Here is a 22,338-nt window from a genome sequence, read left to right on the forward strand (position 1 = left end):
GATGGAAGCATGGCGACATGTGGAGTTGACTGATACTAATCGATCGAGGACTTAACCACAAAGAGTCATTTTTAAAATGAACAACAATTGGTCGGTATTCGGCTTTCTTGACATCAATTCTTTATCTAGTTTTGAAGGAACAACCCTTCAATTGAATATTCGTCTGGTGACAATGGCGAAGAGGTCACACCCGTTCCCATGCCGAACACGGAAGTTAAGCTCTTCAGCGCCGATGGTAGTTGGGGGATCTCCCCCTGTGAGAGTAGGACGTCGCCAGGCAAATGTGAGAAAGAGTAGCTCTTAGGGCTGCTTTTTTTTGTGGTTTGAATTTATGTGATTGTGGATTGAACATCAATCCTCTATACATCTAAGCTTTGGAAAAGATAATTTAATTAGTTGGTAATCCTACGAGAGGCTAGTTGATAATTGGAAAATGACGCATAAAACGAAAAAAACGACTCAAAAATAGCCGGAAATGACGCATAAAAATAAAAAACCACGCAATTACCACGAATCCTCGACTATTAACATTTAGTTCACCATTGAAAACTCCCAGCTTTGATACAAAATAAAGCACTTTCCTTATCTAATCCCCCAATTAGCCACAACCTTTCTGAAAGAATCCATCTTAATCCTAATTAATTAATTTCTACTCTTCCTCCATCCCTATAATCAACTCCCATCCCATACCACAGCACTTCCTAAACAAAACACCGCACTCCCAATGCCCCAATTCCTTATTTCTATCCAACAATCTCACATTCCCACGTTTAAAACCTTCCTAAAACAGGAAAACTTCTAAGGTCATACTTCATAATTGCAAAGTTTAAAACACGGTTGTATAATTATAGTCAAATATAGTCAAAGTCAAAATGAGGAGGAGGTTTGATGAGGAACATATCCGACATCATTGAACGTTATTTAAAGAATGTTTTAGAACTGAGCGAAAGTGAGATAGTCGAGATTAAAAGAAGCGAGATTGCTGATAAGTTTCAATGTGTTCCTTCTCAAATTAATTATGTGATCAATACCCGGTTCACGATAGAACGAGGGTATGTAGTAGAAAGTAAACGAGGTGGCGGGGGTTACATCCGAATCATGAAGGTTAAGGCCCACGATCAAGTTCATCTTATTGACCAGCTAGTAGCTTTAATAACACAAACCATCAGTCAGAATTCGGCGGCTGATATTGTGTTTCGATTAGTGGAAGAGGATATTATTTCTGAGAGGGAAGCGAAGATTATGCTGAGCGTAATGGACCGTTCGGTGATCATGGTAGATTTACCTGAACGGGATGTATTGAGGGGAAGAATGCTCAGGGCCATGTTGGATACATTGAAATATGAGTAAGTTTTGAGAGGTGAGTAGGATGGTTTGTCAAGAGTGTAATGAAAGACCTGCAACCCTTCATTTTACCAAGGTGATAAATGGGGAAAAGACAGAGGTTCATTTATGTGAACAATGCGCTCAGGATAAGGGTGAAATGTTTATGTTTGATTCTTCTTCAGGGTTCTCTGTGAACAATCTATTGGCAGGTCTTCTTAATATAGCCCCTGCATTTAAGCAGGCAAAAGAAACGGAAATTCCTAAGACAGAGGTTTTACAGTGTGAAAAGTGTAAAATGACTTTTCAGCAATTCATTAATGTAGGACGCTTCGGCTGTGCCCATTGTTATGAAACGTTTAAAGATGAACTTACTCCTCTTTTAAAGCGCGTTCATAGTGGGAATGTTGAGCACCACGGGAAGGTTCCGGAACGCATGGGTGGAGCCATTCACATCAAGAAGAAGATTCAGCAGTTGAAATCGGATCTGCAAACGATGATTGCAGATGAAGAGTTCGAAAAAGCAGCAGAGATACGAGACGAAATTCGCTCCCTGGAGAAAGATGTTCATAAAGAGGGGGGAGATAAAGGATGAGTCTGGAGAAGTTTTTACAAAATGCTGTTAGCTCCTGGATGAATGAAGAAGGACCGAATTCAGATATTGTCCTTAGTTCGCGGGTCCGGCTCGCAAGAAACATGACGGACTTTCGTTTTTCTACTTTATATTCTTCTGAAGAAGCTAAAGAGATCGTGGATCGCGTCAAGGATAAGCTCTCTTTATACCCAAAGAATTTAGGAGAATTAGAATTTTTACCTACAAGTGAGATTCAGCCTCTCCAAAAGAGGGTATTGATGGAGAAACACCTTATTAGTCCTAACTTAGCGGAGGACACGAATCATGGAGCTGTCCTTCTATCCAATGAAGAAGATATTAGCATAATGGTAAACGAAGAGGACCACATTCGAATACAGTGTTTATATCCAGGATTGCAATTGAAGGAAGCTTTACAGAGAGCGAATCAGATCGATGATTGGTTTGAGAGTGAATTTGATTTTGCTTTTGATGAGAAACATGGATATTTAACGACTTGCCCCACTAATGTGGGGACCGGGCTTCGAGCTTCCGTGATGATGCACTTGCCTGGTCTGGTTCTGACCCAGCAATTAAATCGGATCATTCCTGCCATTAACCAATTAGGTCTGGTGGTTAGAGGGATTTATGGAGAAGGCAGCGAAGCGTTAGGGAACATTTTTCAGATTTCGAATCAAACGACACTTGGTAAATCTGAAGAAGATATCGTGGAAGATTTATTGAGCGTCGTGAAGCAGATCATTGATAAAGAACACTCGGCGCGGGACGCATTAGTTAAAACGTCTAACATACAATTAGAAGATAGGATCTTTCGTTCACTTGGCGTGTTGGAGCATAGTAGAATTATTGAGTCCAAGGAAGCAGCGAAGTGTTTATCGGATGTCAGACTTGGAATTGATTTAGGATACATCAAAGTTATATCTAAGAATATATTGAATGAACTAATGATTTTAACCCAACCTGGATTTTTACAACAATATTCTGGAGGTCCATTGAGACCAAATGAAAGAGATATAAGAAGGTCTTCTTTGATTCGGGAGCGAATTAAGTTAGATAAGGATACATGTGAGGAGGAAAAATAATATGATGTTTGGTCGATTTACAGAAAGAGCACAAAAGGTATTGGCATTAGCTCAAGAAGAAGCTATTCGTCTGGCGCACAGTAATATTGGTACTGAACATATTTTATTGGGACTTGTCCGCGAAGGTGAAGGGATTGCCGCTAAAGCACTTACGGCGTTGGGACTGAGCCCTGAAAAGATTCAGAAAGAAGTGGAAGGATTAATCGGAAAAGGTACCGAGAAATCTCAAACGATCCATTATACACCCCGAGCGAAGAAAGTGATTGAGCTTTCTATGGATGAGGCTCGTAAACTGGGTCACTCATATGTAGGAACGGAACATATTTTACTAGGGTTGATTCGTGAAGGTGAAGGAGTAGCCGCTCGTGTGCTTGGTAATCTTGGAGTCAGCTTAAATAAAGCAAGACAGCAGGTATTGCAGTTACTTGGCAGCAATGATTCAAGTAACCACCAGGGCGGGGGCAATGCAAATGCCAATACGCCTACCCTTGATGGCTTAGCCCGTGACTTGACGGCGATTGCCCGTGAAGGCAGCTTAGATCCGGTGATCGGACGAAGCAAAGAAATTCAGCGTGTCATTGAAGTGCTAAGTCGACGTACGAAGAATAACCCGGTTCTGATTGGTGAGCCTGGTGTAGGTAAGACCGCGATTGCAGAGGGTCTTGCCCAGCAGATCATTGCCAATGAAGTTCCTGAAATTCTCCGGGACAAACGAGTGATGACACTGGATATGGGTACAGTGGTAGCCGGTACGAAATATCGTGGTGAGTTCGAGGATCGATTAAAGAAAGTAATGGATGAAATCCGTCAAGCAGGTAACATCATCCTGTTTATCGATGAACTTCATACATTAATTGGAGCAGGTGGGGCTGAAGGTGCCATTGATGCCTCAAACATCTTAAAACCATCTCTTGCTCGCGGTGAATTACAGTGTATCGGTGCAACGACATTAGATGAGTACCGAAAATATATTGAAAAGGATGCTGCGTTAGAGCGCCGTTTCCAACCAATCCAAGTCAATGAACCAACGGCAGAAGAGTCCATTCAGATTCTTAAAGGTTTACGTGATCGTTATGAAGCCCATCACCGCGTGTCGATTACAGATGAAGCGATTGATGCGGCAGTGAAATTTTCTGATCGCTATATCTCAGACCGCTTCTTACCGGATAAGGCGATCGATTTAATTGATGAAGCTGGCTCTAAAGTGCGCTTACGTTCTTATACAACGCCGCCAAACTTGAAAGAGCTTGAAGCCAAGCTGGAAGAAATCCGCAAAGAGAAGGATGCAGCGGTTCAAAGCCAAGAGTTTGAAAAGGCAGCTTCTCTAAGAGATTCAGAGCAGAAACTTCGTGAAGAGCTGGAAGAAACGAAGAACACATGGAAAGAAAAGCAAGGCCAGGAAAATACAGAAGTGACCGTTGAAGATATTGCGAAAGTTGTATCGAACTGGACGGGAGTACCGGTATCGAAGCTTGCTCAGACTGAGACGGATCGATTACTAAAGCTGGAAGAGATCCTACATTCCAGAGTCATCGGTCAATCCGAAGCAGTCGTAGCAGTATCAAAAGCCGTCCGTCGAGCAAGAGCCGGCCTGAAAGATCCGAAGCGCCCAATCGGTTCCTTCATCTTCTTAGGTCCGACTGGTGTAGGGAAAACAGAACTTGCCCGTGCGCTGGCGGAATCCATGTTCGGTGACGAGGATGCCATGATCCGTATTGATATGTCGGAGTACATGGAGAAACATTCGACTTCCCGTTTAGTAGGTTCTCCTCCAGGGTATGTAGGATATGAAGAAGGTGGCCAGTTAACGGAGAAAGTTCGCCGCAAACCATATTCCGTCGTTCTATTGGATGAAATTGAAAAAGCACACCCTGATGTATTTAACATCCTTCTGCAAGTGTTGGAAGACGGGCGTTTGACGGATTCTAAAGGAAGAACGGTAGACTTTAGAAACACAGTGTTAATTATGACATCTAACGTTGGTGCCCAGTCCCTTAAGAGCAATAAATATGTGGGGTTCAATATTCAAGATGGAAAACAGGATTATAAGGATATGAAAGGCAAGGTAATGGAGGAGCTGAAACGAGCTTTCCGACCAGAGTTCCTTAACCGTATCGATGAAATCATTGTGTTCCATTCCCTTGAAAAAGATCACTTAAAAGAGATTGTGACCTTGATGTCCAACCAATTGACAACTCGCTTGAAAGAGCAGGATATTCATTTAGAGCTTTCAGCTGCTGCTAAAGAAAAAATAGCAGATGAAGGATTCGATCCTGAATACGGTGCGCGTCCACTGCGTCGTGCCATTCAGAAGCATGTAGAGGATAAACTGTCAGAAGAGCTGTTAAGAGGCAAGGTGCTGACAGGACAGAATATATTGATCGATGTAGAAGATAGTGAGTTTGTTGTGAAGGTAAAAGAAGAAGCAGCAGCAAATACTCCTACTTAATACAATCGCTAGAAAAGGAGGTACACGTATATGTTTTTCGTGTACCTCTTTTATCATAATATGGCTTTACGAGGGATTCTTGTCGCCTCTAAGCAAGCCGGCTCCGCTTTTCTTATTGTCTAGCTCCGCCGGCTAGTCCCTCGAGGTCATAAGTCAATCTCGCCAAAAAGGCAAAGACCGCCTTTTCAGCGAGCTCGCCTTATGCTTGTCGGGCCTAAGCAAGCCGGCTCCGCTTTTCTTGTTGTCTAGCTCCGCCGGCTAGAGGCTCGAGGTCATAAGTCAAATCAACCAAAAAGGCAAAGAGCGCCTTTCCGGTTGATTCGTCTTATGCTTGTCGCCTCTGAGCAAGCCGGCTCCGCTTTTCTTATTGTCTAGCTCTGCCGGCTAGTCCCTCGAGGTCATAAGTCAATCTCGCCAAAAAGGCAAAGAGCGCCTTTCCGGTTGATTCGTCTTATGCTTGTCGCCTCTAAACAAGCCGGCTCCGCTTTTCTTGTAACCATTACATAAAACCGATACAATCATTCCAAAAGGGTATTTTCATGGAATGATTAGAGTACAAATAGAGTAAAAGAGGAGAAGAATAGATTGGCAAAGAAAAAGACAAAGTTTGTATGTTCATCATGTGGATATGAGTCTGCTAAATGGATGGGGAAATGTCCGGGATGTAACGAGTGGAACACGATGGTGGAAGAGGTTGAGATGACCGGGAAGAAGCCTCGTGGGTCGTTTATGCATTCTGAAAATAGCGGGCCAACTAAAGCAGAGAAGCTTATCTCAATCGAAACAAAGCAAGAACCAAGAGTATTGACCGAGTCGAAAGAGCTGAATCGGGTGTTGGGTGGGGGAGTCGTTCCGGGATCCCTCGTATTGATCGGTGGAGATCCGGGCATTGGTAAATCTACTTTATTGCTACAGGTTTCTGCCCAGCTGGCTGATCAAAAGCAGAAGGTTTTATATATATCCGGTGAAGAATCCATCAAGCAAACAAAACTTCGGGCAGATCGATTACATGTGAAATCCGATGATCTATATATATTTGCAGAAACAAATCTTGAATTGATTCATCAGACGATTGAACAGATCTCACCTGATTTTGTCATCATCGATTCGATTCAAACGATTTTTCACCCTGAAGTGACCTCTGCTCCAGGCAGTGTTTCTCAGGTAAGGGAATGTACAGCGGAATTAATGAGAATAGGGAAAACAAAAGGCATCGCCATCTTTATCGTAGGGCATGTTACAAAAGAAGGATCGATTGCAGGGCCTCGTTTATTGGAGCATATGGTTGATACCGTGCTGTATTTTGAAGGGGAACGTCATCATTCGTATCGTATTTTAAGAGCCGTGAAGAACCGCTTTGGATCGACGAATGAGATGGGGATTTTTGAAATGAAAGAGCTTGGTCTGGAGGAAGTCGCAAATCCTTCTGAGATATTCCTGGAGGAGCGCTCCCAAGGCGCGGCAGGCTCAACGGTCGTTGCTTCCATGGAGGGTACAAGACCTGTTCTAGTGGAGATACAAGCTCTTGTCACTCCAACAAGCTTCAACAACCCACGACGAATGGCGACGGGGATTGATCATAGCCGGGTTTCACTCATCATGGCCGTATTGGAGAAGCGGGCAGGAATGCTATTGCAGCAGCAGGATGCCTATCTGAAAGTGGCAGGTGGAGTGAAACTGGATGAACCGGCGATTGATTTGGCCGTTGCAGCGAGTATTGCGTCGAGCTTTCGTGATAAAGCGTCAAGGGCCCACGATTGTATCATTGGAGAAGTTGGTTTGACAGGTGAAATAAGAAGGGTTTCGAGGATTGAGCAACGTGTCCAGGAAGCGGCTAAATTAGGTTTTAAACGTGTGATTATTCCCCAAAATAACTTAAGTGGGTGGCATCCGCCTACTGATATAGAAGTCACAGGAGTATCAAATATAAATGAAGCGCTGGCTATTATTTTAGGAGGATAGGAAATGGAAGATAAGAAGGCAAGAGAGAAGTCCATGTCGGATATTTTACAATTCGTTGCTCCTGGTGCCCCGATCAGGGATGGTATTGATAATGTGCTGAGAGCCAATACAGGAGGGCTCATTGTTGTTGGCTACAATGATAAGGTGAAATCTGTACTGGACGGCGGATTTCATATCAATTGCGCTTTTTCTCCTAGCTATCTATATGAGCTGGCCAAGATGGATGGGGCCATCATCCTGAATGAAGCGGGTACGAAGATTATTTTGGCCAATGCCCAGTTGGCTCCCGATGTGTACGTTCCTTCAACTGAAACTGGAATGAGGCACCGTACGGCTGAACGGGTTGCAAGACAAACCAATGCCCTTGTCATCGCCATCTCTCAACGGAGGAACGTCATCACCCTGTATCAAGGTAACTTTCGATATGCATTAAAGGACATCTCTGTCATCTTGACGAAGGCCAACCAGGCGATTCAAACATTGGAGAAGTATAAGGTGGTTCTGGATCAGAGCATTTCTAATTTATCGGTGCTGGAGTTTGAGGAGCTTGTGACACAAAGCGACCTACTGCAGGTTCTTCACAGATTCGAAATGGTATTAAGAATTAAGAACGAGTTATTGACCTATTTAAGCGAGCTGGGTGTCGAAGGTAGATTGATACGCCTTCAGATGAATGAGCTATTGGCAGATATTGAAGATGAGGCGATGCTCATTATAAGGGATTATTCCCAGGAAAGAAATATAAAGCCGTTCGAACTACTCTATAAATTTCAGGAGCTTGTCCATTCAGAAGTATTAGAGGATAATGTCCTATTAAAATTATTAGGCTATCATGGGTATGTTCATCACGATGATGCCATCTATCCAAGAGGATATCGCGTGTTGAATAAGATCCCGCGTTTACCGATTGTAATCATCGAAAACCTTATTACCAGGTTCGAAACCCTCCCTCATGTAGTGAGTGCTTCAGTGGATGATTTGGATGAAGTGGAAGGAATAGGAGAGGTCAGGGCACGGAAAATCAAAGAGGGATTAAAACTGATCAAAGAACAAACGTTTGCCGATCGACAGTTATAGGTATGTGGTCCTGTATTTGCCATATATGGGATAATTGAAGCATTTTCAAAAAATTGACAGTCATTATGAGACATGTTAGCCTTCACTTAAGGAAGCTAGTAAAATGGGATAAGTATATCAAAATGGTTTCCATAGTATTAAATTTAAAATTTTCAAGGGCTATGACGTTTCAAAAATAGCAAATTGTTTATAATGAATAGGAGGAGGTGAGGGAATGTTAAAAAAAATCGTTCAAGCGTGCTTCCTTATCGTCGGGGGAACACTGGGGATATTTCTGCTTCCCGAATTATTTACCGTCATAAATTTATCAGACATTCCTTTAATTAATAACCCTTATATGACTGCTATATTTGGTGCCATTATTTTTTATATTCTTACGTTTTGGGCAGTCGAGTATGTCGTCAATTTCGTCAAGTGGTTTGAAGATAGTTTAGTAAAAGCTCCAGTAACGGATCTGTTATTTGGCAGTTTAGGACTTATTATCGGTCTTTTTGTTGCGTATCTGTTTGGGATTCCTTTCAATCAAATGGAGATCCCGATTGTCAACACAGTGGTTCCGATTCTATTAACGTTGATTCTTGGATATTTAGGATTTCAAGTTGGCTTTAAGAAAAGGGATGAACTGGTCAGTCTGTTTGGTACTACAAATAGAGGCAAGAAAAAAGGGACTGACGAAGATTCTGATGAAGCGGGTGTGAAAACCCTGAAGATACTGGATACGAGTGTGATTATCGATGGTCGTATCGCAGATATCTGTCAAACTGGATTCTTAGAAGGAATTGTCGTGATCCCACAGTTCGTGCTGGAAGAGCTTCAGCATATTGCGGATTCTTCAGACGTGTTGAAACGAAACCGTGGACGACGAGGGCTTGATATCCTGAATCGTATTCAAAAGGAGCTTCCTGTTGAGGTTCAGATTTATGAAGGTGACTTCGAGGAAATTCAGGAAGTTGATTCGAAGCTGGTGAAATTAGCTAAGCTTACGAATGGGATCGTTGTAACGAATGATTTCAACTTGAATAAAGTGTGTGATCTTCAAGGTGTACAAGTATTGAATATCAATGATTTAGCTAACGCCGTTAAGCCGGTTGTATTGCCTGGAGAAGAATTGAAGGTTCAGGTAATCAAAGATGGGAAAGAACATAACCAAGGGATCGCGTATCTCGATGATGGTACGATGATCGTTGTAGAAGAAGGACGCAATTATATCGGCAAGTACATCGATGTACTGGTAACATCTGTTCTTCAAACCTCTGCGGGCCGGATGATCTTTGCCAAGCCCAAACAGTTAGAAAAAGCTTTATAAGTAATCATGCCCTGACTCTATTGATTCAGTAAGGTATAATAAATAGTATTACTAGAGAGTTAAAGGAGTTATCGTATGGAATATGAAGTTGTCATTCCTGCTGCAGGGCAAGGGAAACGAATGAAAGCGGGCAAGAACAAACTGCTCCTCGAGCTGAATAGCTGTCCAGTCATTATTCATACACTTCGGGTCTTTGAGCATGACTCCCTTTGTCAGGGAATCTATTTAGCGATTCATCCATCGGAGCGAGATGAGTTCAAAGGTTTATTACACCGTTTTGGTATCACAAAGGTCGTTAAGCTTGTAGATGGCGGTGAGGAACGACAGCATAGTGTATACAATGCATTGCTTGAGGTTGATCATGAAATTGTTCTTGTACACGACGGGGCAAGACCATTTATTAAAGAATCCACGATTCACCAATTAGTAGAGAAAACTCATTTTGCAGGAGCCGCCATTGCTGCTGTTCCTGTTAAAGATACGATTAAAAAAGTACTGGATGGGGAAGTCGAGGAAACGATTGAACGCTCAAGCTTGTGGATGGTTCAAACTCCACAAGCTTTTCGTGTTTCATTGTTGAAAAGAGCGCACGGGGAAGCGGAGCAAGATGGTTTTCTTGGAACAGACGATGCTTCTCTAGTGGAACGAATGGATGTTGAGGTTGCTGTCGTAGAAAGTGATTATGACAATATTAAACTGACAACACCTGAGGACTTATATTTTGCTGAGGCCATTTTGAAGAAGCAAGAGGAAATGAGTGGAGGAGACAACCATGTTTAGGATCGGACAAGGATTTGATGTTCATCAATTAGTAGAAGAAAGACCTCTTATTATGGGGGGCATAACGATACCATATGAAAAAGGATTATTAGGTCATTCAGACGCAGATGTACTATTACATGCTGTAGCGGATGCGTGTTTGGGGGCTGTTGCAGCAGGGGATATCGGCAAGCATTTTCCAGACACAGACCCTGAGTTCAAGGATGCAGATTCAGCTAAGCTTCTAGAGCATGTATGGTCTCTTGTGAAAGAGAGAGGGTATGCATTAGGGAATATCGATTGCACGATCATTGCGCAGAAACCGAAGATGGCTCCTTATATTGATGCAATGAGACAAAGCATTGCAACGTTATTGGAAGCGGATATTACGCAAGTGAATGTAAAAGCCACAACCTCTGAGCAGCTTGGTTTTACCGGGAGAGGCGAAGGGATCGCAGCGCAGACAACCGTGTTGATCAAAAAGAAGTAAGGGGAGAAATCTGCTTTATTCCCTTTCATAACGGTGTTAAAATAGGTCATAGACTTTAATGCAGGAATCATAGAGGAGGAAACCAAATGACAAAAGAAGTACGCGTCCGTTATGCTCCAAGTCCAACGGGTCATTTACATATTGGGAATGCAAGAACCGCTTTATTTAATTACTTATACGCTCGCAGTGTAGGTGGAAAGTTCATCATCCGTATTGAAGACACGGATAAGAAACGTAATATTGAAGGCGGAGAAGAAAGTCAGCTTAAATATCTTCAGTGGCTTGGAATTGATTGGGACGAAAGCGTAGATATGCCTGGTGACTATGGCCCCTATCGCCAATCAGAGCGTAATCATATTTATGAGCAGTATTTAAGTGAGCTGTTAGAAAGCGGTCAAGCGTATAAATGCTACTGTACGGAAGAAGAGCTGGAAGCGGAACGTGAAGCTCAATCAGCATCCGGTCAAATGCCCCGCTATTCCGGTAAATGCCGCAACTTGACACAAGAAGATCAAGAGAGATTAGCTGCAGAAGGGCGTCAACCGAGCATTCGTTTCCGTGTGCCTGCAGGGAAAGTATATACTTTCAATGATATCGTGAAAGAAGATGTGTCATTTGAATCAGATGGCATCGGTGACTTTGTCATTGCGAAAAAAGACGGTACACCAACGTATAACTTTGCCGTTGCGGTAGATGATTACTTGATGAAGATTTCACACGTTCTACGCGGGGAAGATCATATTTCCAATACACCAAAGCAATTGATGATTTTTGAAGCTTTTGGATGGGAAGCACCTGTTTATGGACATATGACATTAATCGTTAATGAAAGCCGTAAAAAGCTTAGTAAGCGTGATGAAAGTATCATTCAGTTCATCGAGCAATACGAAGCGTTAGGTTATTTACCTGAAGCTTTATTCAACTTCATTGCGTTACTGGGCTGGTCTCCAAAAGGAGAAGAAGAGCTATTTTCTAAAGAAGAGTTTATTGAAATCTTTGACCCTGAGCGTCTATCGACTTCTTCTGCTCTGTTTGATAATCAAAAGCTTACATGGATGAACAATCAGTACCTGAAGAATCTTGACTTAAGTCAAGTTGTGGAGCTATCCCTTCCTCATTTAATCAGTGCGGGTAAACTGGATGAGAAAATGTCTGACGAGCAGCGTGAATGGGCAAGTCGCGTCATTTCTTTATACCAGGAGCAAATGAGCTTCGGTGCTGAAATCGTGGAACTGTCTGAAATGTTCTTCAAGACAGATCTTGAATATGACGAGGATGCCAAAGCGGTGTTGGAAGAGGAGCAGGTCCCTGAAGTACTTCAGGCTTTCTTGAATGAGATTGAAGCTCTTGAAAATTATGAAGCAGCAGAAATTAAATCGTCGATCAAAGCGGTGCAAAAGTCGACTGGTCATAAAGGGAAGAAGCTGTTTATGCCGATCCGTGTAGCGGTAACAGGTCAGACGCATGGTCCTGAATTACCGAATGCGATTGAGCTTTTAGGGAAAAATACCGTTAAACACCGTCTGCAAAGTCTTTTAGGTTAACATTTTGGATGTTATGTAATATAGTAAGAGTATCACAATAAATGATATCGCGTTGATGAGGAGAAGTAAGAAAAGGATGCTTAGTAGAGAGAACCATCACCGGCTGAAAGTGGTTTAAGCCCCTCCGATTCTGAAATGCACCTCTGAGCCCGTTACTGAAATATAGTAGGTAAAGGCGGTTTCCTACCGTTAACAGGATTCGAGTTGGAGAAGGATATTTTCTTCTCAATCAGAGTGGAACCGCGCTACCTAAGCGTCTCTGTCAGATTATTGACAGAGGCGTTTTTTTATTGTCTGACCAAGCCGCCTGCGCTTTTATTTTATCTAGCTCCGGCAGCTAGGCCCTCGAGGTCATAAGCTAAATGGTCCAGGAAGGCAAAAAACGCCATCCCGGCCCATTCATCTTATGCTTGTCGGGCCTGACCAAGCCGCCTGCGCTTTTATTTTATCCAGCTCCAGCGGCTAGAGGCTCGAGGTCATAAGTCAAGCCCATCAAAAAGGCAAAGATCGCCTTTCCGGTGGGCTCGCCTTATGCTTGTCGCCTCTGGGCGAAGCCCTTACGCTTTTCTGATTGTCCAATTTTTTTGAGAGAGGGGATCCGAATGTTTAAGTCATTTAGGGAAGATATAGAAGTAGTGTTTGATCAGGATCCGGCTGCGAGGAATTATCTCGAGGTCATCCTTACGTATTCGGGTCTTCATGCCATATGGGCCCACCGCATAGCCCATGCTTTTTTCAAAAGGAAATTCTTTTTTATCGCTCGCGTTATTTCACAGGTAAGCCGCTTTTTCACCGGGGTTGAGATTCACCCAGGGGCAAAGATCGGCCGCCGATTCTTCATTGATCATGGTATGGGAGTCGTGATTGGTGAAACGTGTGAAATCGGAGATAATGTTACGCTCTTTCAAGGGGTGACCCTTGGTGGAACAGGCAAAGAAAAAGGGAAGCGGCACCCTACGATTCAGGATAATGCCCTTATCGCCACGGGAGCGAAAGTATTAGGATCGATTGTAGTTGGGGAAAATTCTAAAGTAGGGGCTGGATCGGTCGTGCTGAAAGATGTTCCTCCCAACTCAACCGTCGTCGGTATTCCGGGGAAGGTCGTCATTCAGGATGGCGTCAAGATACAGAAGGATCTGAATCACTGTGACCTCCCGGATCCGATGAATGATCGTATGAAGCAACTGGAAATGGAATTGAACGAGGTAAAATCATTATTAAGGGAATACGAAGGAAGGAGTCGATCATATTGACGATTCGTTTATATAACACACTGACAAGAAAAAAAGAGGAATTCAAACCCCTGGAAGAGGGTAAAGTCAAAATGTATGTGTGCGGGCCGACGGTTTATAACTATATTCATATAGGAAATGCACGCCCGGCCATTGTCTTCGATACGGTAAGACGCTATTTGGATTACAGAGGCTTTGATGTTCACTTTGTGTCTAATTTTACAGATGTGGATGATAAATTGATTCGGGCGGCAAAGGAGCTGGGAATGGATGTTCCGACGGTTGCCCAGCGCTTTATCCAGGCGTACTTTGAAGATACCGGAGCACTTGGGTGCAAGAAAGCGGATGTTCATCCGACTGTAACAGACAATATTGATGCCATCATTGATTTCATCTCTGCTCTTGTTGAAAAAGGGTTTGCTTACGAATCACAAGGCGACGTTTATTATCGTACAAGAAAGTTTGATGGCTACGGTAAGCTTTCTCATCAGCCGATCGATGAGCTTAAAGCAGGCGCCCGCATAGATGTAGGGGATAAAAAAGAAGATGCTCTTGATTTCGTATTATGGAAAGCAGCGAAAGAAGGGGAAATTTCTTGGGAAAGTCCTTGGGGTGAAGGCCGTCCCGGCTGGCATATTGAGTGCTCTGCCATGGCAAAGCGCTACTTGGGGGATACCATCGATATTCACGCCGGGGGCCAGGATTTAACCTTCCCTCATCATGAGAATGAAATCGCACAATCAGAAGCACTTACAGGTAAGCCATTCGCTAAGTACTGGATGCACAATGGATATATTAATATTGATAATGAGAAAATGTCTAAATCACTTGGGAATTTTGTATTGGTTCATGACATCATTAAAGAACAGGATCCACAAGTCCTTCGTTTCTTTATGCTATCTGTTCATTACCGTCATCCTATCAACTACAATTTAGAGCTTCTTCAAAATGCAGAGTCCGCTTTAGATAGAATTAAGACTGCTTATGAGAACTTGAAGCACCGTAAGGAATCGAGTACAGACTTAACGGATAACAACCGGGAATGGCTGGACAAAATCGCTGAGTTAAAAGCGCAGTTCATCTCTGAAATGGATGATGATTTTAACACAGCCAACGGAATTTCCGTATTATTCGAATTATCCAGGCAAGCCAATTATTATTTGATGGAGAAGAATACGGCTACAGAAGTAATTGATACGTTCTTAAGCCAATTCGAAGACTTCTTCTCTGTCCTGGGGCTAAGCCTTCAGGAAGCAGAACTGTTGGACGAGGAAGTGGAAGAACTGATCGAGAAACGCGTTCAGGCACGTAAAGATCGGAACTTCCAATTAGCAGATGAAATTCGTGACACATTAAAAGAGATGAATATCATCCTGGAAGATACTCCTCAAGGCATTCGCTGGAAAAGAGGGTCTTAATGCTTCACGAGATAAATGAACAAATCGATGCGAAACAAATCAATGCACTTGCACTTGCTTATATGGGGGATGCTGTATATGAAACGTATGTACGGCAGCTCCTCTTAACAAAAGGAAAGATCAAACCGAATCAGCTGCACAGAGCAGCGACTAAGTATGTGTCAGCTAAAGCTCAAGCGGCTATTCTCAGAACATTGTTCGATCAGGACGTCTTAACGGAAGAAGAGATTTCGATTGTCAAGCGCGGCCGGAATGCGAAATCCGGGACAACTCCAAAAAACACGGATGTACAAACGTATAAACACAGCACTGCTTTTGAGGCGCTTATTGGATATTTGTTTTTACTTAATCGTACAGAGCGATTAGAGGAACTGTTGAAGATTATATTTGAACAAGCCCAGGCAGGAAAGGAGGAGAAGAAATGAGTAAAGATTTTATCGGAGGAAGAAATCCGGTTTTGGAAGCATTGAAGTCAGGAAGGGATATTAATAAGATTTGGATTGCAGAAGGTTCTCAGAAAGGCTCCATCCAGCAAATTGTTGGACTTGCCAAGGAATCGAATGTGATGGTTCAATACGTCCCGAAGAAGAAGATAGAACAAATGGTAGCGGAAAATCATCAAGGGGTCGTGGCCTCTGTAGCTGCTTATCAGTATGCGGAAATCGATGATTTGTTTCATAGGGCCGAACAAAAAGGTGAAGATCCATTCATACTGATCCTGGATGAATTAGAGGATCCTCATAACCTGGGTTCGATCATGAGAACAGCGGATGCTGCTGGTGCCCATGGAATCATCATCCCGAAGAGGAGAGCAGTGGGGCTGACGTCAACGGTAGCGAAAGCATCAACGGGTGCCATTGAGCACATTCCGGTTGCACGTGTAACCAACCTTTCCAGAGCGGTTGATGAATTGAAAGAACGTGGTGTATGGGTGGCAGGAACGGATGCGAAAGGAAAGCAGGATTTTCGCCAATTGGATGGTACGCTGCCTATCGGCTTAATTATCGGTAGTGAAGGTAAAGGGATGAGCCGAATACTTAGAGATAAATGTGATTTCCTTGTTCAGTTGCCAATGGTCGGTCATGTAACATCATTAAACGCTTCGGTGGCAGCTAGTATTTTAATGTATGAGGTCTATCGTAAACGCCACCCGTTGGGAGAATAGAGAGACATGGATATTCTCCTTGTGGACGGCTATAACATAATCGGTGCCTGGTCAGAGCTGAATGAGTTGAAACATAAGGATTTGGCCGCAGCGAGAGATCGCCTTGTAGAACTAATGGCAGAATATCAAGGATATACCGGCTACCGGGTCATTGTCGTTTTTGATGCTTATTACGTTCAGGGAATTGCCCGTAAATATAGAAATTATAAGGTAGAAGTCATTTTCACGAAAGAAAATGAAACAGCGGACGAACGAATTGAAAAATTAGCCATTGAGTTAAGTAATATTAAAACTCAAATTCATGTAGCGACTTCTGATTTCACGGAGCAATGGGCGATCTTTGGCCAGGGAGCCCTCCGTAAATCAGCAAGGGAGCTTCTGACGGAAGTAAAAGTCATCGAAAAAAAAATTGAAAGAAAAGTACGGAATTCAAGTGATAAAAGGCCGGCTTCCAAGATCCAATTATCAGATGAAGTTGCTGAAATTTTCGAAAAATGGCGCCGCGGGGAACAATGAGAGGTTGACGATTGAATTTTCTGTAATGTATAATATTTCTATCTATTGTTTTGCGCGGGGGGATGTGTGTGAGCAATATCACCAGGACAGAAGCATTTGATAATCGATTAGAAGGCATGGATGATGAAGAGATAATAGAAGCCGTCCATCAGGGTCACAGCGAAGCGTTAGATTTTTTAATCAGGAAATATCGTAATTTTGTTAGAGCGAAAGCCCGCTCGTATTTCTTAATTGGAGCAGATAAGGAAGATATCGTCCAGGAGGGTATGATCGGATTATACAAAGCGATACGTGATTATAAGGAGGACAAGCTGACCTCTTTTAAAGCGTTCGCAGAGCTTTGTATCACAAGACAAATCATTACAGCCATTAAGACAGCCACGAGACAGAAGCATATACCTTTGAATTCGTATGTTTCATTGGATAAGCCCATTTATGATGACGAGTCAGACCGAACGCTCTTAGATGTTATTTCAGGTGCGAAAGTAATGGATCCGGAAGCGCTGATTATCAATCGTGAGGAATTCGATAATATGGAAGACAAGATGGCTCAGTTATTAAGTGATCTTGAGAGGAAAGTCCTGGCTCTTTATTTAGACGGGCAATCCTATCAGGAGATTTCTGAAGAGCTGAACCGCCATGTAAAATCCATTGACAATGCCTTGCAGCGAGTGAAGAGAAAGCTCGAACGATACTTGGAAGTTCGCGAAATAACGATGTAAAGTCATATTGACACAAATTGGTGGTCGTGTTATTTTTGATAGGACTTACTATGGATAGTATAGGTGGAATATATGACTACTAAATTAATACTTGCTTGTACGGTGTGTGGTTCCAGGAACTATAGTGTACCGGGTAATCGTAATCAAGCAGTTCGATTAGAATTAAAGAAATTCTGTAATACATGTAATGCTCACACCCTACACAAAGAAACAAAATAGTGGAGCACCAAGTCTTGCGTATTGATATTAGTTGGAGGTTACAAACGGATGTTTAAATTCTTTCGCAATGTTGCATCAGAAATGAGAAAGGTCAGCTGGCCTAAACGTAAAGAGTTAACACGCTATACGATTACCGTTATTACAACAGTGGTATTTGTTGCCCTTTTCTTTGCTGTCATTGACCTGGGCATCTCAGAACTTATGCGATTGATCATTGGTTCTAAGTAAGAGAAACATAGAATTAGTTGTATATATACCGTAAAAGCATGGTATAATGAATGTTAATAGAGTACATGACCTTAGAGCCCGTTATCTTTTTACGGGTTTTTTCATTTGGAGAAAAAGGCGAAAGAGTATTCTTAAATAGCGAGGAGGGACGGACGTTTAGTCCTATTAAATGGAGAAGAATTGGTATGTAGTTCATACTTATTCAGGATACGAGAATAAGGTTAAAGCAAACCTTGAGAAACGTGTTGAAACGATGGGGATGCAAGACAAAATCTTCCGCGTGATCGTACCTGAAGAAGAAGAAACAGATTTTAAGAACGGTAAGAAGAAAGTCGTTAAGAAGAAAGTATTCCCTGGTTACGTGATTGTTGAAATCGTCATGACGGATGATTCCTGGTATGTTGTACGTAATACACCTGGAGTTACCGGATTTGTCGGTTCATCTGGATCCGGATCAAAGCCTACTCCGTTACTGCCCGAAGAAGTAACGAATCTTCTGAAGCAAATGGGCATGACAGAGAGAAAGGTAGAGATCGACTTCGAATTAGGAGAAACAGTAAAAGTAAACGAAGGTCCGTTTGCGAACTTCACTGGTTCAATCGAAGAGATCGATAATGCGAAAGCAAAAGTGAAAGTCCATGTTAATATGTTTGGCAGAGATACCCCGGTAGAACTGGATTTCTCCCAAATTGATAAATTATAATGGAAAAGAACTTGAAATCATTCTGAAAAAATGGTACTATTTCATAAGTCAGTGCGTCTCCACAAAGAGATACTGAAACTAATAGACGTTCTTTATGTTGATAAAGACATTTTTTACATGAGTGGGAGGGTGAAAAACCCAATAACCACATCACGGACTTAAGGAGGTGTGTCTCGTGGCTAAAAAAGTTATCAAAATGGTTAAATTGCAGATTCCTGCCGGTAAAGCTAATCCAGCTCCACCAGTTGGTCCTGCACTAGGTCAAGCAGGTGTTAACATCATGGGATTCTGTAAGGAATTCAATGCTCGTACAGCAGATCAAGCTGGCTTAATCATTCCTGTTGAAATTACGGTATTTGAAGACCGTTCATTTACATTCATCACAAAAACTCCACCCGCTGCAGTTTTACTTAAGAAAGCAGCTGGTATCGAGTCTGGTTCAGGCGAACCAAACAGCAAGAAAGTGGCAACACTTAAACGCGACAAAGTACGTGAAATTGCTGAAACAAAAATGCCTGACTTAAATGCAGCTAGTGTTGAATCAGCTATGCGCATGGTAGAAGGAACTGCGCGCAGCATGGGTATCGTCATCGAAGACTAATCCCTGCTTCGTCAAAGGTCCTGTTGAACGAGGTTGCGATGATGAAATGTACGTTTCACTCGCAACCTTATTTCGTGGGAGGTTATTCCGCTAAAACCACATATAGGAGGAAATATAAAATGGCAAAAAAAGGTAAAAAGTTTCTTGAAGCTCAAAAGCTTGTAGATCGTACTACAGCTTACTCAGTTGAAGAAGCAATCGAACTAGTTAAGAAAACAAACTTCGCTAAGTTTGACGCAACGATTGAAGTAGCGTTCCGCTTAGGTGTAGATACTCGTAAAAACGACCAGCAAATCCGCGGAGCAGTTGTACTTCCACACGGAACTGGTAAAACTCAAAAGGTTCTTGTATTCGCTAAAGGCGATAAAGCAAAAGAAGCAGAAGCTGCTGGCGCTGATTTCGTAGGTGATGCAGAACTTATCAACAAAATCAACCAAGGTTGGTTCGAGTTCGACGTAATCGTAGCAACTCCGGACATGATGGGTGAAGTTGGTAAACTTGGTCGTGTATTAGGACCTAAAGGTTTAATGCCAAACCCTAAAACTGGAACAGTTACATTCGACGTAACGAAAGCTGTTAATGAAATCAAAGCAGGTAAAGTTGAGTACCGTGCTGACAAATCAGGTAACGTTCATGTTCCTGTTGGAAAGATTTCATTCGACAACGACAAGCTTGTTGAAAACTTTGCTACAATGTATGAAACAATGCTTAAAGTTAAACCTGCTGCTGCAAAAGGAACTTACATGAAAAACGTTTCTGTAACTTCCACTATGGGACCTGGCGTTAAAGTCGATCCTTCATCTTTCGCAGTTAAGGCATAATTTGGTATTGACTTACTAGGGACTAGTGATTATAATTAGTTCTGTTGTTAAAAAACGAATACATTTGTACCGTAGACAGTAGGTGCTCGTTAAGAGCTTAATGCCCTGCCGAGGTAATTGCGATAAAATAACCGCTTATAGCGTGTTTGCAATGCCCTTATGTCTACCTTGATATAAGGGCATTTTTTATTGGATGACGGTATAAATGTTCATCAGTCAATCTACAGGAGGTGTAATGATGAGCAGCATTCTAGAACAAAAGAAACATATCGTTGGAGAAATCTCTGACAAGCTAAAAAACAGCGTATCTACAATCGTTGTAGATTACCGCGGTCTTGATGTTTCCGAAGTAACTGAGCTTCGTAAACAACTCCGTGAAGCTGGCATCGACTTCAAAGTGTACAAAAACACTATGGTACGTCGTGCGGCTGAAGAAGCTGGTCTTGAAGGGTTAAACGAATTCCTAACTGGTCCTAACGCAATCGCGTTCAGCAGTGAAGAAGTAGTTGCACCTGCAAAGATTCTTAACAGCTTTGCTAAAGAACACGAAGCGCTTGAAATCAAAGCGGGTGTCATCGAAGGAACAATCACTTCAGTTGAGGATGTTAAAGCAATCGCTGAACTTCCAAGCCGCGAAGGACTTCTTTCTATGCTACTCAGCGTGCTTCAAGCACCAATGCGCAACTTCGCATTGGCAACAAAAGCCGTTGCAGATCAAAAAGAAGAGCAAGGCGCGTAAGTTAAAGCAAGTCGTTTAAATAAAAATTAAGCACACATTACAAGGAGGAAATTTAAAATGAGTAAAGAGCAAATCATTGACGCGATTAAAGAAATGTCAGTTCTTGAATTAAATGATCTAGTTAAAGCAATCGAAGAAGAATTCGGAGTAACTGCTGCTGCACCTGTAGCTGTAGCTGCTGGTGGCGGAGAAGCTGCTGCAGAAAAAACTGAATTCGACGTAATCCTTGAGAGCGCTGGATCTCAAAAAATCAAAGTTATCAAAGTTGTTCGTGAAATCACAGGTCTTGGCCTTAAAGAAGCGAAAGAAGTTGTTGATAACACTCCAAAAGCTCTTAAAGAGGGTATTTCTAAAGAGGAAGCTGAAGAACTTAAAGCTAAACTTGAAGAAGTTGGAGCTGGCGTAGAAGTTAAGTAATGATTGTATAGATGAAAAGCTCGCTATATTTGGCGGGCTTTTTTCTTGTCTGGCTTCTAACGGAATATAAACATGGATGTTTATCGTCGGTTATCTTCAGTTCTGTTGGGAATGATGATTACTAGACGATTTGTAAGAATGGATGGAGATGATATAATGACCAATCACTATTATTCTCATAACCCTGATGTAGAGAGTAACCCCCAAACGATTACCTTCGAGTTGAGAGGGCATGCATTCCGTTTCAAAACGGATCAAGGTGTTTTCTCGAAGAAGGAAGTTGACTTTGGTTCAAGAGCTTTGATTGAAACGTTTGAATTGCCTGGCGTAACGGGTCCGTTACTGGATGTCGGTTGTGGGTATGGTCCAATCGGTTTGTCTTTAGCGAAAGAAAATGATGATCGTATCGTTCATATGATTGATGTAAATGAGAGAGCGTTGTCTTTAGCGAAAGAAAATGCTAGAGGGAATAAAGTTCAAAACGTGAGCATCTATCAAAGTGACCGATATACGAATGTCGTTGAAACGGAATTTGCGGCCGTATTAACGAACCCGCCGATAAGAGCAGGGAAAGAAACGGTTCATTCGATTCTTGAAAGTAGTTATGACTATCTGAAGGAAAATGGTGAATTGTGGGTCGTTATTCAGAAGAAACAAGGTGCTCCGTCTGCCATGGATAAAATGGAAGAATTGTTTTCAAATGTAGAAATTGTCGCTAGAAAAAAGGGATACTACATCTTGAAATCGGTAAAAGAAATCCGTTGACGTAGCTTTACTGCTATGATAACATTATAAAATGCAAAAATATTATTTTCCGGTATTATGTCCATATGTATACATATTGGATAAATTGGAAAAGATTATAAAATAATAGTTCGTCATTTGAAAATGAGGTTTTATCATTAAAACCCTTTTTCTTTTTGTCTTGTGTAGAGTAGCATTCCTACTTGAAGGCATATAGACACAACCAAAA

24 protein-coding genes, 1 rRNA gene and 2 other annotated features are annotated in these 22,338 nt (G+C 42.2%); all 25 genes read left to right on the plus strand.

Annotated features, from left to right (window positions below):
- The first annotated feature begins 162 nt into the window (after positions 1–162).
- Positions 163–279, plus strand: a 5S ribosomal RNA gene (rrf, locus tag FZC88_RS22655).
- Positions 280–888: 609 nt separating this feature from the next.
- Positions 889–1,350, plus strand: coding sequence for a CtsR family transcriptional regulator (locus FZC88_RS22660; protein WP_148996547.1), 462 nt, complete (start codon positions 889–891; stop codon positions 1,348–1,350).
- A 19-nt stretch (positions 1,351–1,369) separates the two neighbouring features.
- Positions 1,370–1,918, plus strand: coding sequence for a UvrB/UvrC motif-containing protein (locus tag FZC88_RS22665; RefSeq protein ID WP_148996548.1), 549 nt, complete (start codon positions 1,370–1,372; stop codon positions 1,916–1,918).
- A complete protein-coding gene (locus FZC88_RS22670; protein WP_148971219.1) occupies positions 1,915–2,997 on the plus strand; it encodes a protein arginine kinase in 1,083 nt (360 codons plus the stop codon). The genes FZC88_RS22665 and FZC88_RS22670 overlap by 4 nt, the downstream gene beginning before the upstream one ends.
- Position 2,998: 1 nt before the next feature.
- Complete coding sequence (gene clpC, locus FZC88_RS22675; protein WP_148996549.1) at positions 2,999–5,446, plus strand: ATP-dependent protease ATP-binding subunit ClpC; 2,448 nt, start codon at positions 2,999–3,001, stop codon at positions 5,444–5,446.
- Positions 5,447–6,031: 585 nt separating this feature from the next.
- Positions 6,032–7,408, plus strand: a complete 1,377-nt coding sequence (gene radA / locus FZC88_RS22680; RefSeq protein ID WP_148971221.1) for a DNA repair protein RadA — start codon at positions 6,032–6,034, stop codon at positions 7,406–7,408.
- A gap of 3 nt (positions 7,409–7,411) precedes the next feature.
- Entirely contained in the window at positions 7,412–8,485 is a 1,074-nt protein-coding gene (gene disA, locus FZC88_RS22685) for a DNA integrity scanning diadenylate cyclase DisA (RefSeq protein ID WP_113970866.1), read from the plus strand.
- A 214-nt stretch (positions 8,486–8,699) separates the two neighbouring features.
- On the plus strand, positions 8,700–9,791 hold the full coding sequence (locus FZC88_RS22690; protein ID WP_148971222.1) for a PIN/TRAM domain-containing protein: 1,092 nt from the start codon (positions 8,700–8,702) through the stop codon (positions 9,789–9,791).
- A 75-nt stretch (positions 9,792–9,866) separates the two neighbouring features.
- A complete protein-coding gene (ispD, locus tag FZC88_RS22695; RefSeq protein ID WP_148996550.1) occupies positions 9,867–10,571 on the plus strand; it encodes a 2-C-methyl-D-erythritol 4-phosphate cytidylyltransferase in 705 nt (234 codons plus the stop codon).
- The gene (ispF, locus tag FZC88_RS22700) at positions 10,564–11,040 is read left to right on the plus strand and encodes a 2-C-methyl-D-erythritol 2,4-cyclodiphosphate synthase (RefSeq protein ID WP_148996551.1); all 477 of its coding nucleotides are present in this window, start codon (positions 10,564–10,566) and stop codon (positions 11,038–11,040) included. Before ispD ends, ispF begins: the two co-directional genes overlap by 8 nt.
- A gap of 86 nt (positions 11,041–11,126) precedes the next feature.
- Positions 11,127–12,584, plus strand: a complete 1,458-nt coding sequence (gene gltX, locus FZC88_RS22705; RefSeq protein WP_148996552.1) for a glutamate--tRNA ligase — start codon at positions 11,127–11,129, stop codon at positions 12,582–12,584.
- A gap of 43 nt (positions 12,585–12,627) precedes the next feature.
- Positions 12,628–12,848 (plus strand) — a binding site (T-box leader).
- A 338-nt stretch (positions 12,849–13,186) separates the two neighbouring features.
- Positions 13,187–13,837, plus strand: a complete 651-nt coding sequence (gene cysE, locus FZC88_RS22710) for a serine O-acetyltransferase (protein WP_148971226.1) — start codon at positions 13,187–13,189, stop codon at positions 13,835–13,837.
- A complete protein-coding gene (gene cysS / locus FZC88_RS22715) occupies positions 13,834–15,234 on the plus strand; it encodes a cysteine--tRNA ligase (RefSeq protein WP_148996553.1) in 1,401 nt (466 codons plus the stop codon). Before cysE ends, cysS begins: the two co-directional genes overlap by 4 nt.
- A complete protein-coding gene (locus FZC88_RS22720) occupies positions 15,234–15,659 on the plus strand; it encodes a Mini-ribonuclease 3 (protein WP_148996554.1) in 426 nt (141 codons plus the stop codon). Before cysS ends, FZC88_RS22720 begins: the two co-directional genes overlap by 1 nt.
- Complete coding sequence (gene rlmB / locus FZC88_RS22725; protein WP_148996555.1) at positions 15,656–16,399, plus strand: 23S rRNA (guanosine(2251)-2'-O)-methyltransferase RlmB; 744 nt, start codon at positions 15,656–15,658, stop codon at positions 16,397–16,399. The genes FZC88_RS22720 and rlmB overlap by 4 nt, the downstream gene beginning before the upstream one ends.
- A 6-nt stretch (positions 16,400–16,405) precedes the next feature.
- Complete coding sequence (locus FZC88_RS22730) at positions 16,406–16,915, plus strand: NYN domain-containing protein (protein WP_148971230.1); 510 nt, start codon at positions 16,406–16,408, stop codon at positions 16,913–16,915.
- Positions 16,916–16,992: 77 nt separating this feature from the next.
- Positions 16,993–17,637 (plus strand): RNA polymerase sporulation sigma factor SigH, encoded by a 645-nt coding sequence (gene sigH, locus FZC88_RS22735; RefSeq protein ID WP_374056919.1) that lies wholly within the window; start codon positions 16,993–16,995, stop codon positions 17,635–17,637.
- Between the two features lie 72 nt (positions 17,638–17,709).
- The gene (rpmG, locus tag FZC88_RS22740) at positions 17,710–17,856 is read left to right on the plus strand and encodes a 50S ribosomal protein L33 (protein WP_079534455.1); all 147 of its coding nucleotides are present in this window, start codon (positions 17,710–17,712) and stop codon (positions 17,854–17,856) included.
- A 48-nt stretch (positions 17,857–17,904) separates the two neighbouring features.
- Positions 17,905–18,084 carry a preprotein translocase subunit SecE gene (gene secE, locus FZC88_RS22745; protein ID WP_044340513.1) on the plus strand — a complete coding sequence of 60 codons (180 nt, stop codon included), beginning with the start codon at positions 17,905–17,907 and terminating at the stop codon, positions 18,082–18,084.
- Between the two features lie 169 nt (positions 18,085–18,253).
- Positions 18,254–18,787: a transcription termination/antitermination protein NusG gene (gene nusG, locus FZC88_RS22750; protein WP_148996556.1), complete on the plus strand. Its 534-nt coding sequence runs from the start codon at positions 18,254–18,256 to the stop codon at positions 18,785–18,787.
- A gap of 175 nt (positions 18,788–18,962) precedes the next feature.
- Complete coding sequence (gene rplK, locus FZC88_RS22755; RefSeq protein WP_032085258.1) at positions 18,963–19,388, plus strand: 50S ribosomal protein L11; 426 nt, start codon at positions 18,963–18,965, stop codon at positions 19,386–19,388.
- 74 nt (positions 19,389–19,462) lie between these two features.
- Positions 19,463–20,209 carry a 50S ribosomal protein L1 gene (gene rplA, locus FZC88_RS22760; RefSeq protein WP_282139298.1) on the plus strand — a complete coding sequence of 249 codons (747 nt, stop codon included), beginning with the start codon at positions 19,463–19,465 and terminating at the stop codon, positions 20,207–20,209.
- Between the two features lie 51 nt (positions 20,210–20,260).
- Positions 20,261–20,405: a sequence feature (ribosomal protein L10 leader region), on the plus strand.
- A 42-nt stretch (positions 20,406–20,447) separates the two neighbouring features.
- Positions 20,448–20,948, plus strand: a complete 501-nt coding sequence (gene rplJ / locus FZC88_RS22765) for a 50S ribosomal protein L10 (protein WP_148971232.1) — start codon at positions 20,448–20,450, stop codon at positions 20,946–20,948.
- A 57-nt stretch (positions 20,949–21,005) separates the two neighbouring features.
- Entirely contained in the window at positions 21,006–21,365 is a 360-nt protein-coding gene (gene rplL, locus FZC88_RS22770; RefSeq protein WP_148971233.1) for a 50S ribosomal protein L7/L12, read from the plus strand.
- Positions 21,366–21,521: 156 nt separating this feature from the next.
- Positions 21,522–22,130, plus strand: coding sequence for a class I SAM-dependent methyltransferase (locus FZC88_RS22775; protein WP_148996569.1), 609 nt, complete (start codon positions 21,522–21,524; stop codon positions 22,128–22,130).
- Positions 22,131–22,338 lie beyond the last annotated feature (208 nt).

The organism is Rossellomorea aquimaris (assembly GCF_008180865.1).
Taxonomy (GTDB): domain Bacteria; phylum Bacillota; class Bacilli; order Bacillales; family Bacillaceae_B; genus Rossellomorea; species Rossellomorea yichunensis.

Bases quoted from the DNA above. Each gene is read 5' to 3' on its own strand.
- FZC88_RS22690 (WP_148971222.1), top strand. From the start codon at position 8,700: ATGTTAAAAAAAATCGTTCAAGCGTGCTTCCTTATCGTCGGGGGAACA.
- FZC88_RS22660 (WP_148996547.1), top strand. From the start codon at position 889: ATGAGGAACATATCCGACATCATTGAACGTTATTTAAAGAATGTTTTA.
- clpC (WP_148996549.1), top strand. From the start codon at position 2,999: ATGATGTTTGGTCGATTTACAGAAAGAGCACAAAAGGTATTGGCATTA.
- rpmG (WP_079534455.1), top strand. From the start codon at position 17,710: ATGACTACTAAATTAATACTTGCTTGTACGGTGTGTGGTTCCAGGAAC.
- disA (WP_113970866.1), top strand. From the start codon at position 7,412: ATGGAAGATAAGAAGGCAAGAGAGAAGTCCATGTCGGATATTTTACAA.
- FZC88_RS22775 (WP_148996569.1), top strand. From the start codon at position 21,522: ATGACCAATCACTATTATTCTCATAACCCTGATGTAGAGAGTAACCCC.
- FZC88_RS22720 (WP_148996554.1), top strand. From the start codon at position 15,234: ATGCTTCACGAGATAAATGAACAAATCGATGCGAAACAAATCAATGCA.
- rplJ (WP_148971232.1), top strand. From the start codon at position 20,448: ATGAGCAGCATTCTAGAACAAAAGAAACATATCGTTGGAGAAATCTCT.
- ispD (WP_148996550.1), top strand. From the start codon at position 9,867: ATGGAATATGAAGTTGTCATTCCTGCTGCAGGGCAAGGGAAACGAATG.
- FZC88_RS22730 (WP_148971230.1), top strand. From the start codon at position 16,406: ATGGATATTCTCCTTGTGGACGGCTATAACATAATCGGTGCCTGGTCA.
- nusG (WP_148996556.1), top strand. From the start codon at position 18,254: ATGGAGAAGAATTGGTATGTAGTTCATACTTATTCAGGATACGAGAAT.
- rplL (WP_148971233.1), top strand. From the start codon at position 21,006: ATGAGTAAAGAGCAAATCATTGACGCGATTAAAGAAATGTCAGTTCTT.
- secE (WP_044340513.1), top strand. From the start codon at position 17,905: ATGTTTAAATTCTTTCGCAATGTTGCATCAGAAATGAGAAAGGTCAGC.
- gltX (WP_148996552.1), top strand. From the start codon at position 11,127: ATGACAAAAGAAGTACGCGTCCGTTATGCTCCAAGTCCAACGGGTCAT.
- FZC88_RS22670 (WP_148971219.1), top strand. From the start codon at position 1,915: ATGAGTCTGGAGAAGTTTTTACAAAATGCTGTTAGCTCCTGGATGAAT.
- FZC88_RS22665 (WP_148996548.1), top strand. From the start codon at position 1,370: ATGGTTTGTCAAGAGTGTAATGAAAGACCTGCAACCCTTCATTTTACC.
- rlmB (WP_148996555.1), top strand. From the start codon at position 15,656: ATGAGTAAAGATTTTATCGGAGGAAGAAATCCGGTTTTGGAAGCATTG.
- cysE (WP_148971226.1), top strand. From the start codon at position 13,187: ATGTTTAAGTCATTTAGGGAAGATATAGAAGTAGTGTTTGATCAGGAT.
- ispF (WP_148996551.1), top strand. From the start codon at position 10,564: ATGTTTAGGATCGGACAAGGATTTGATGTTCATCAATTAGTAGAAGAA.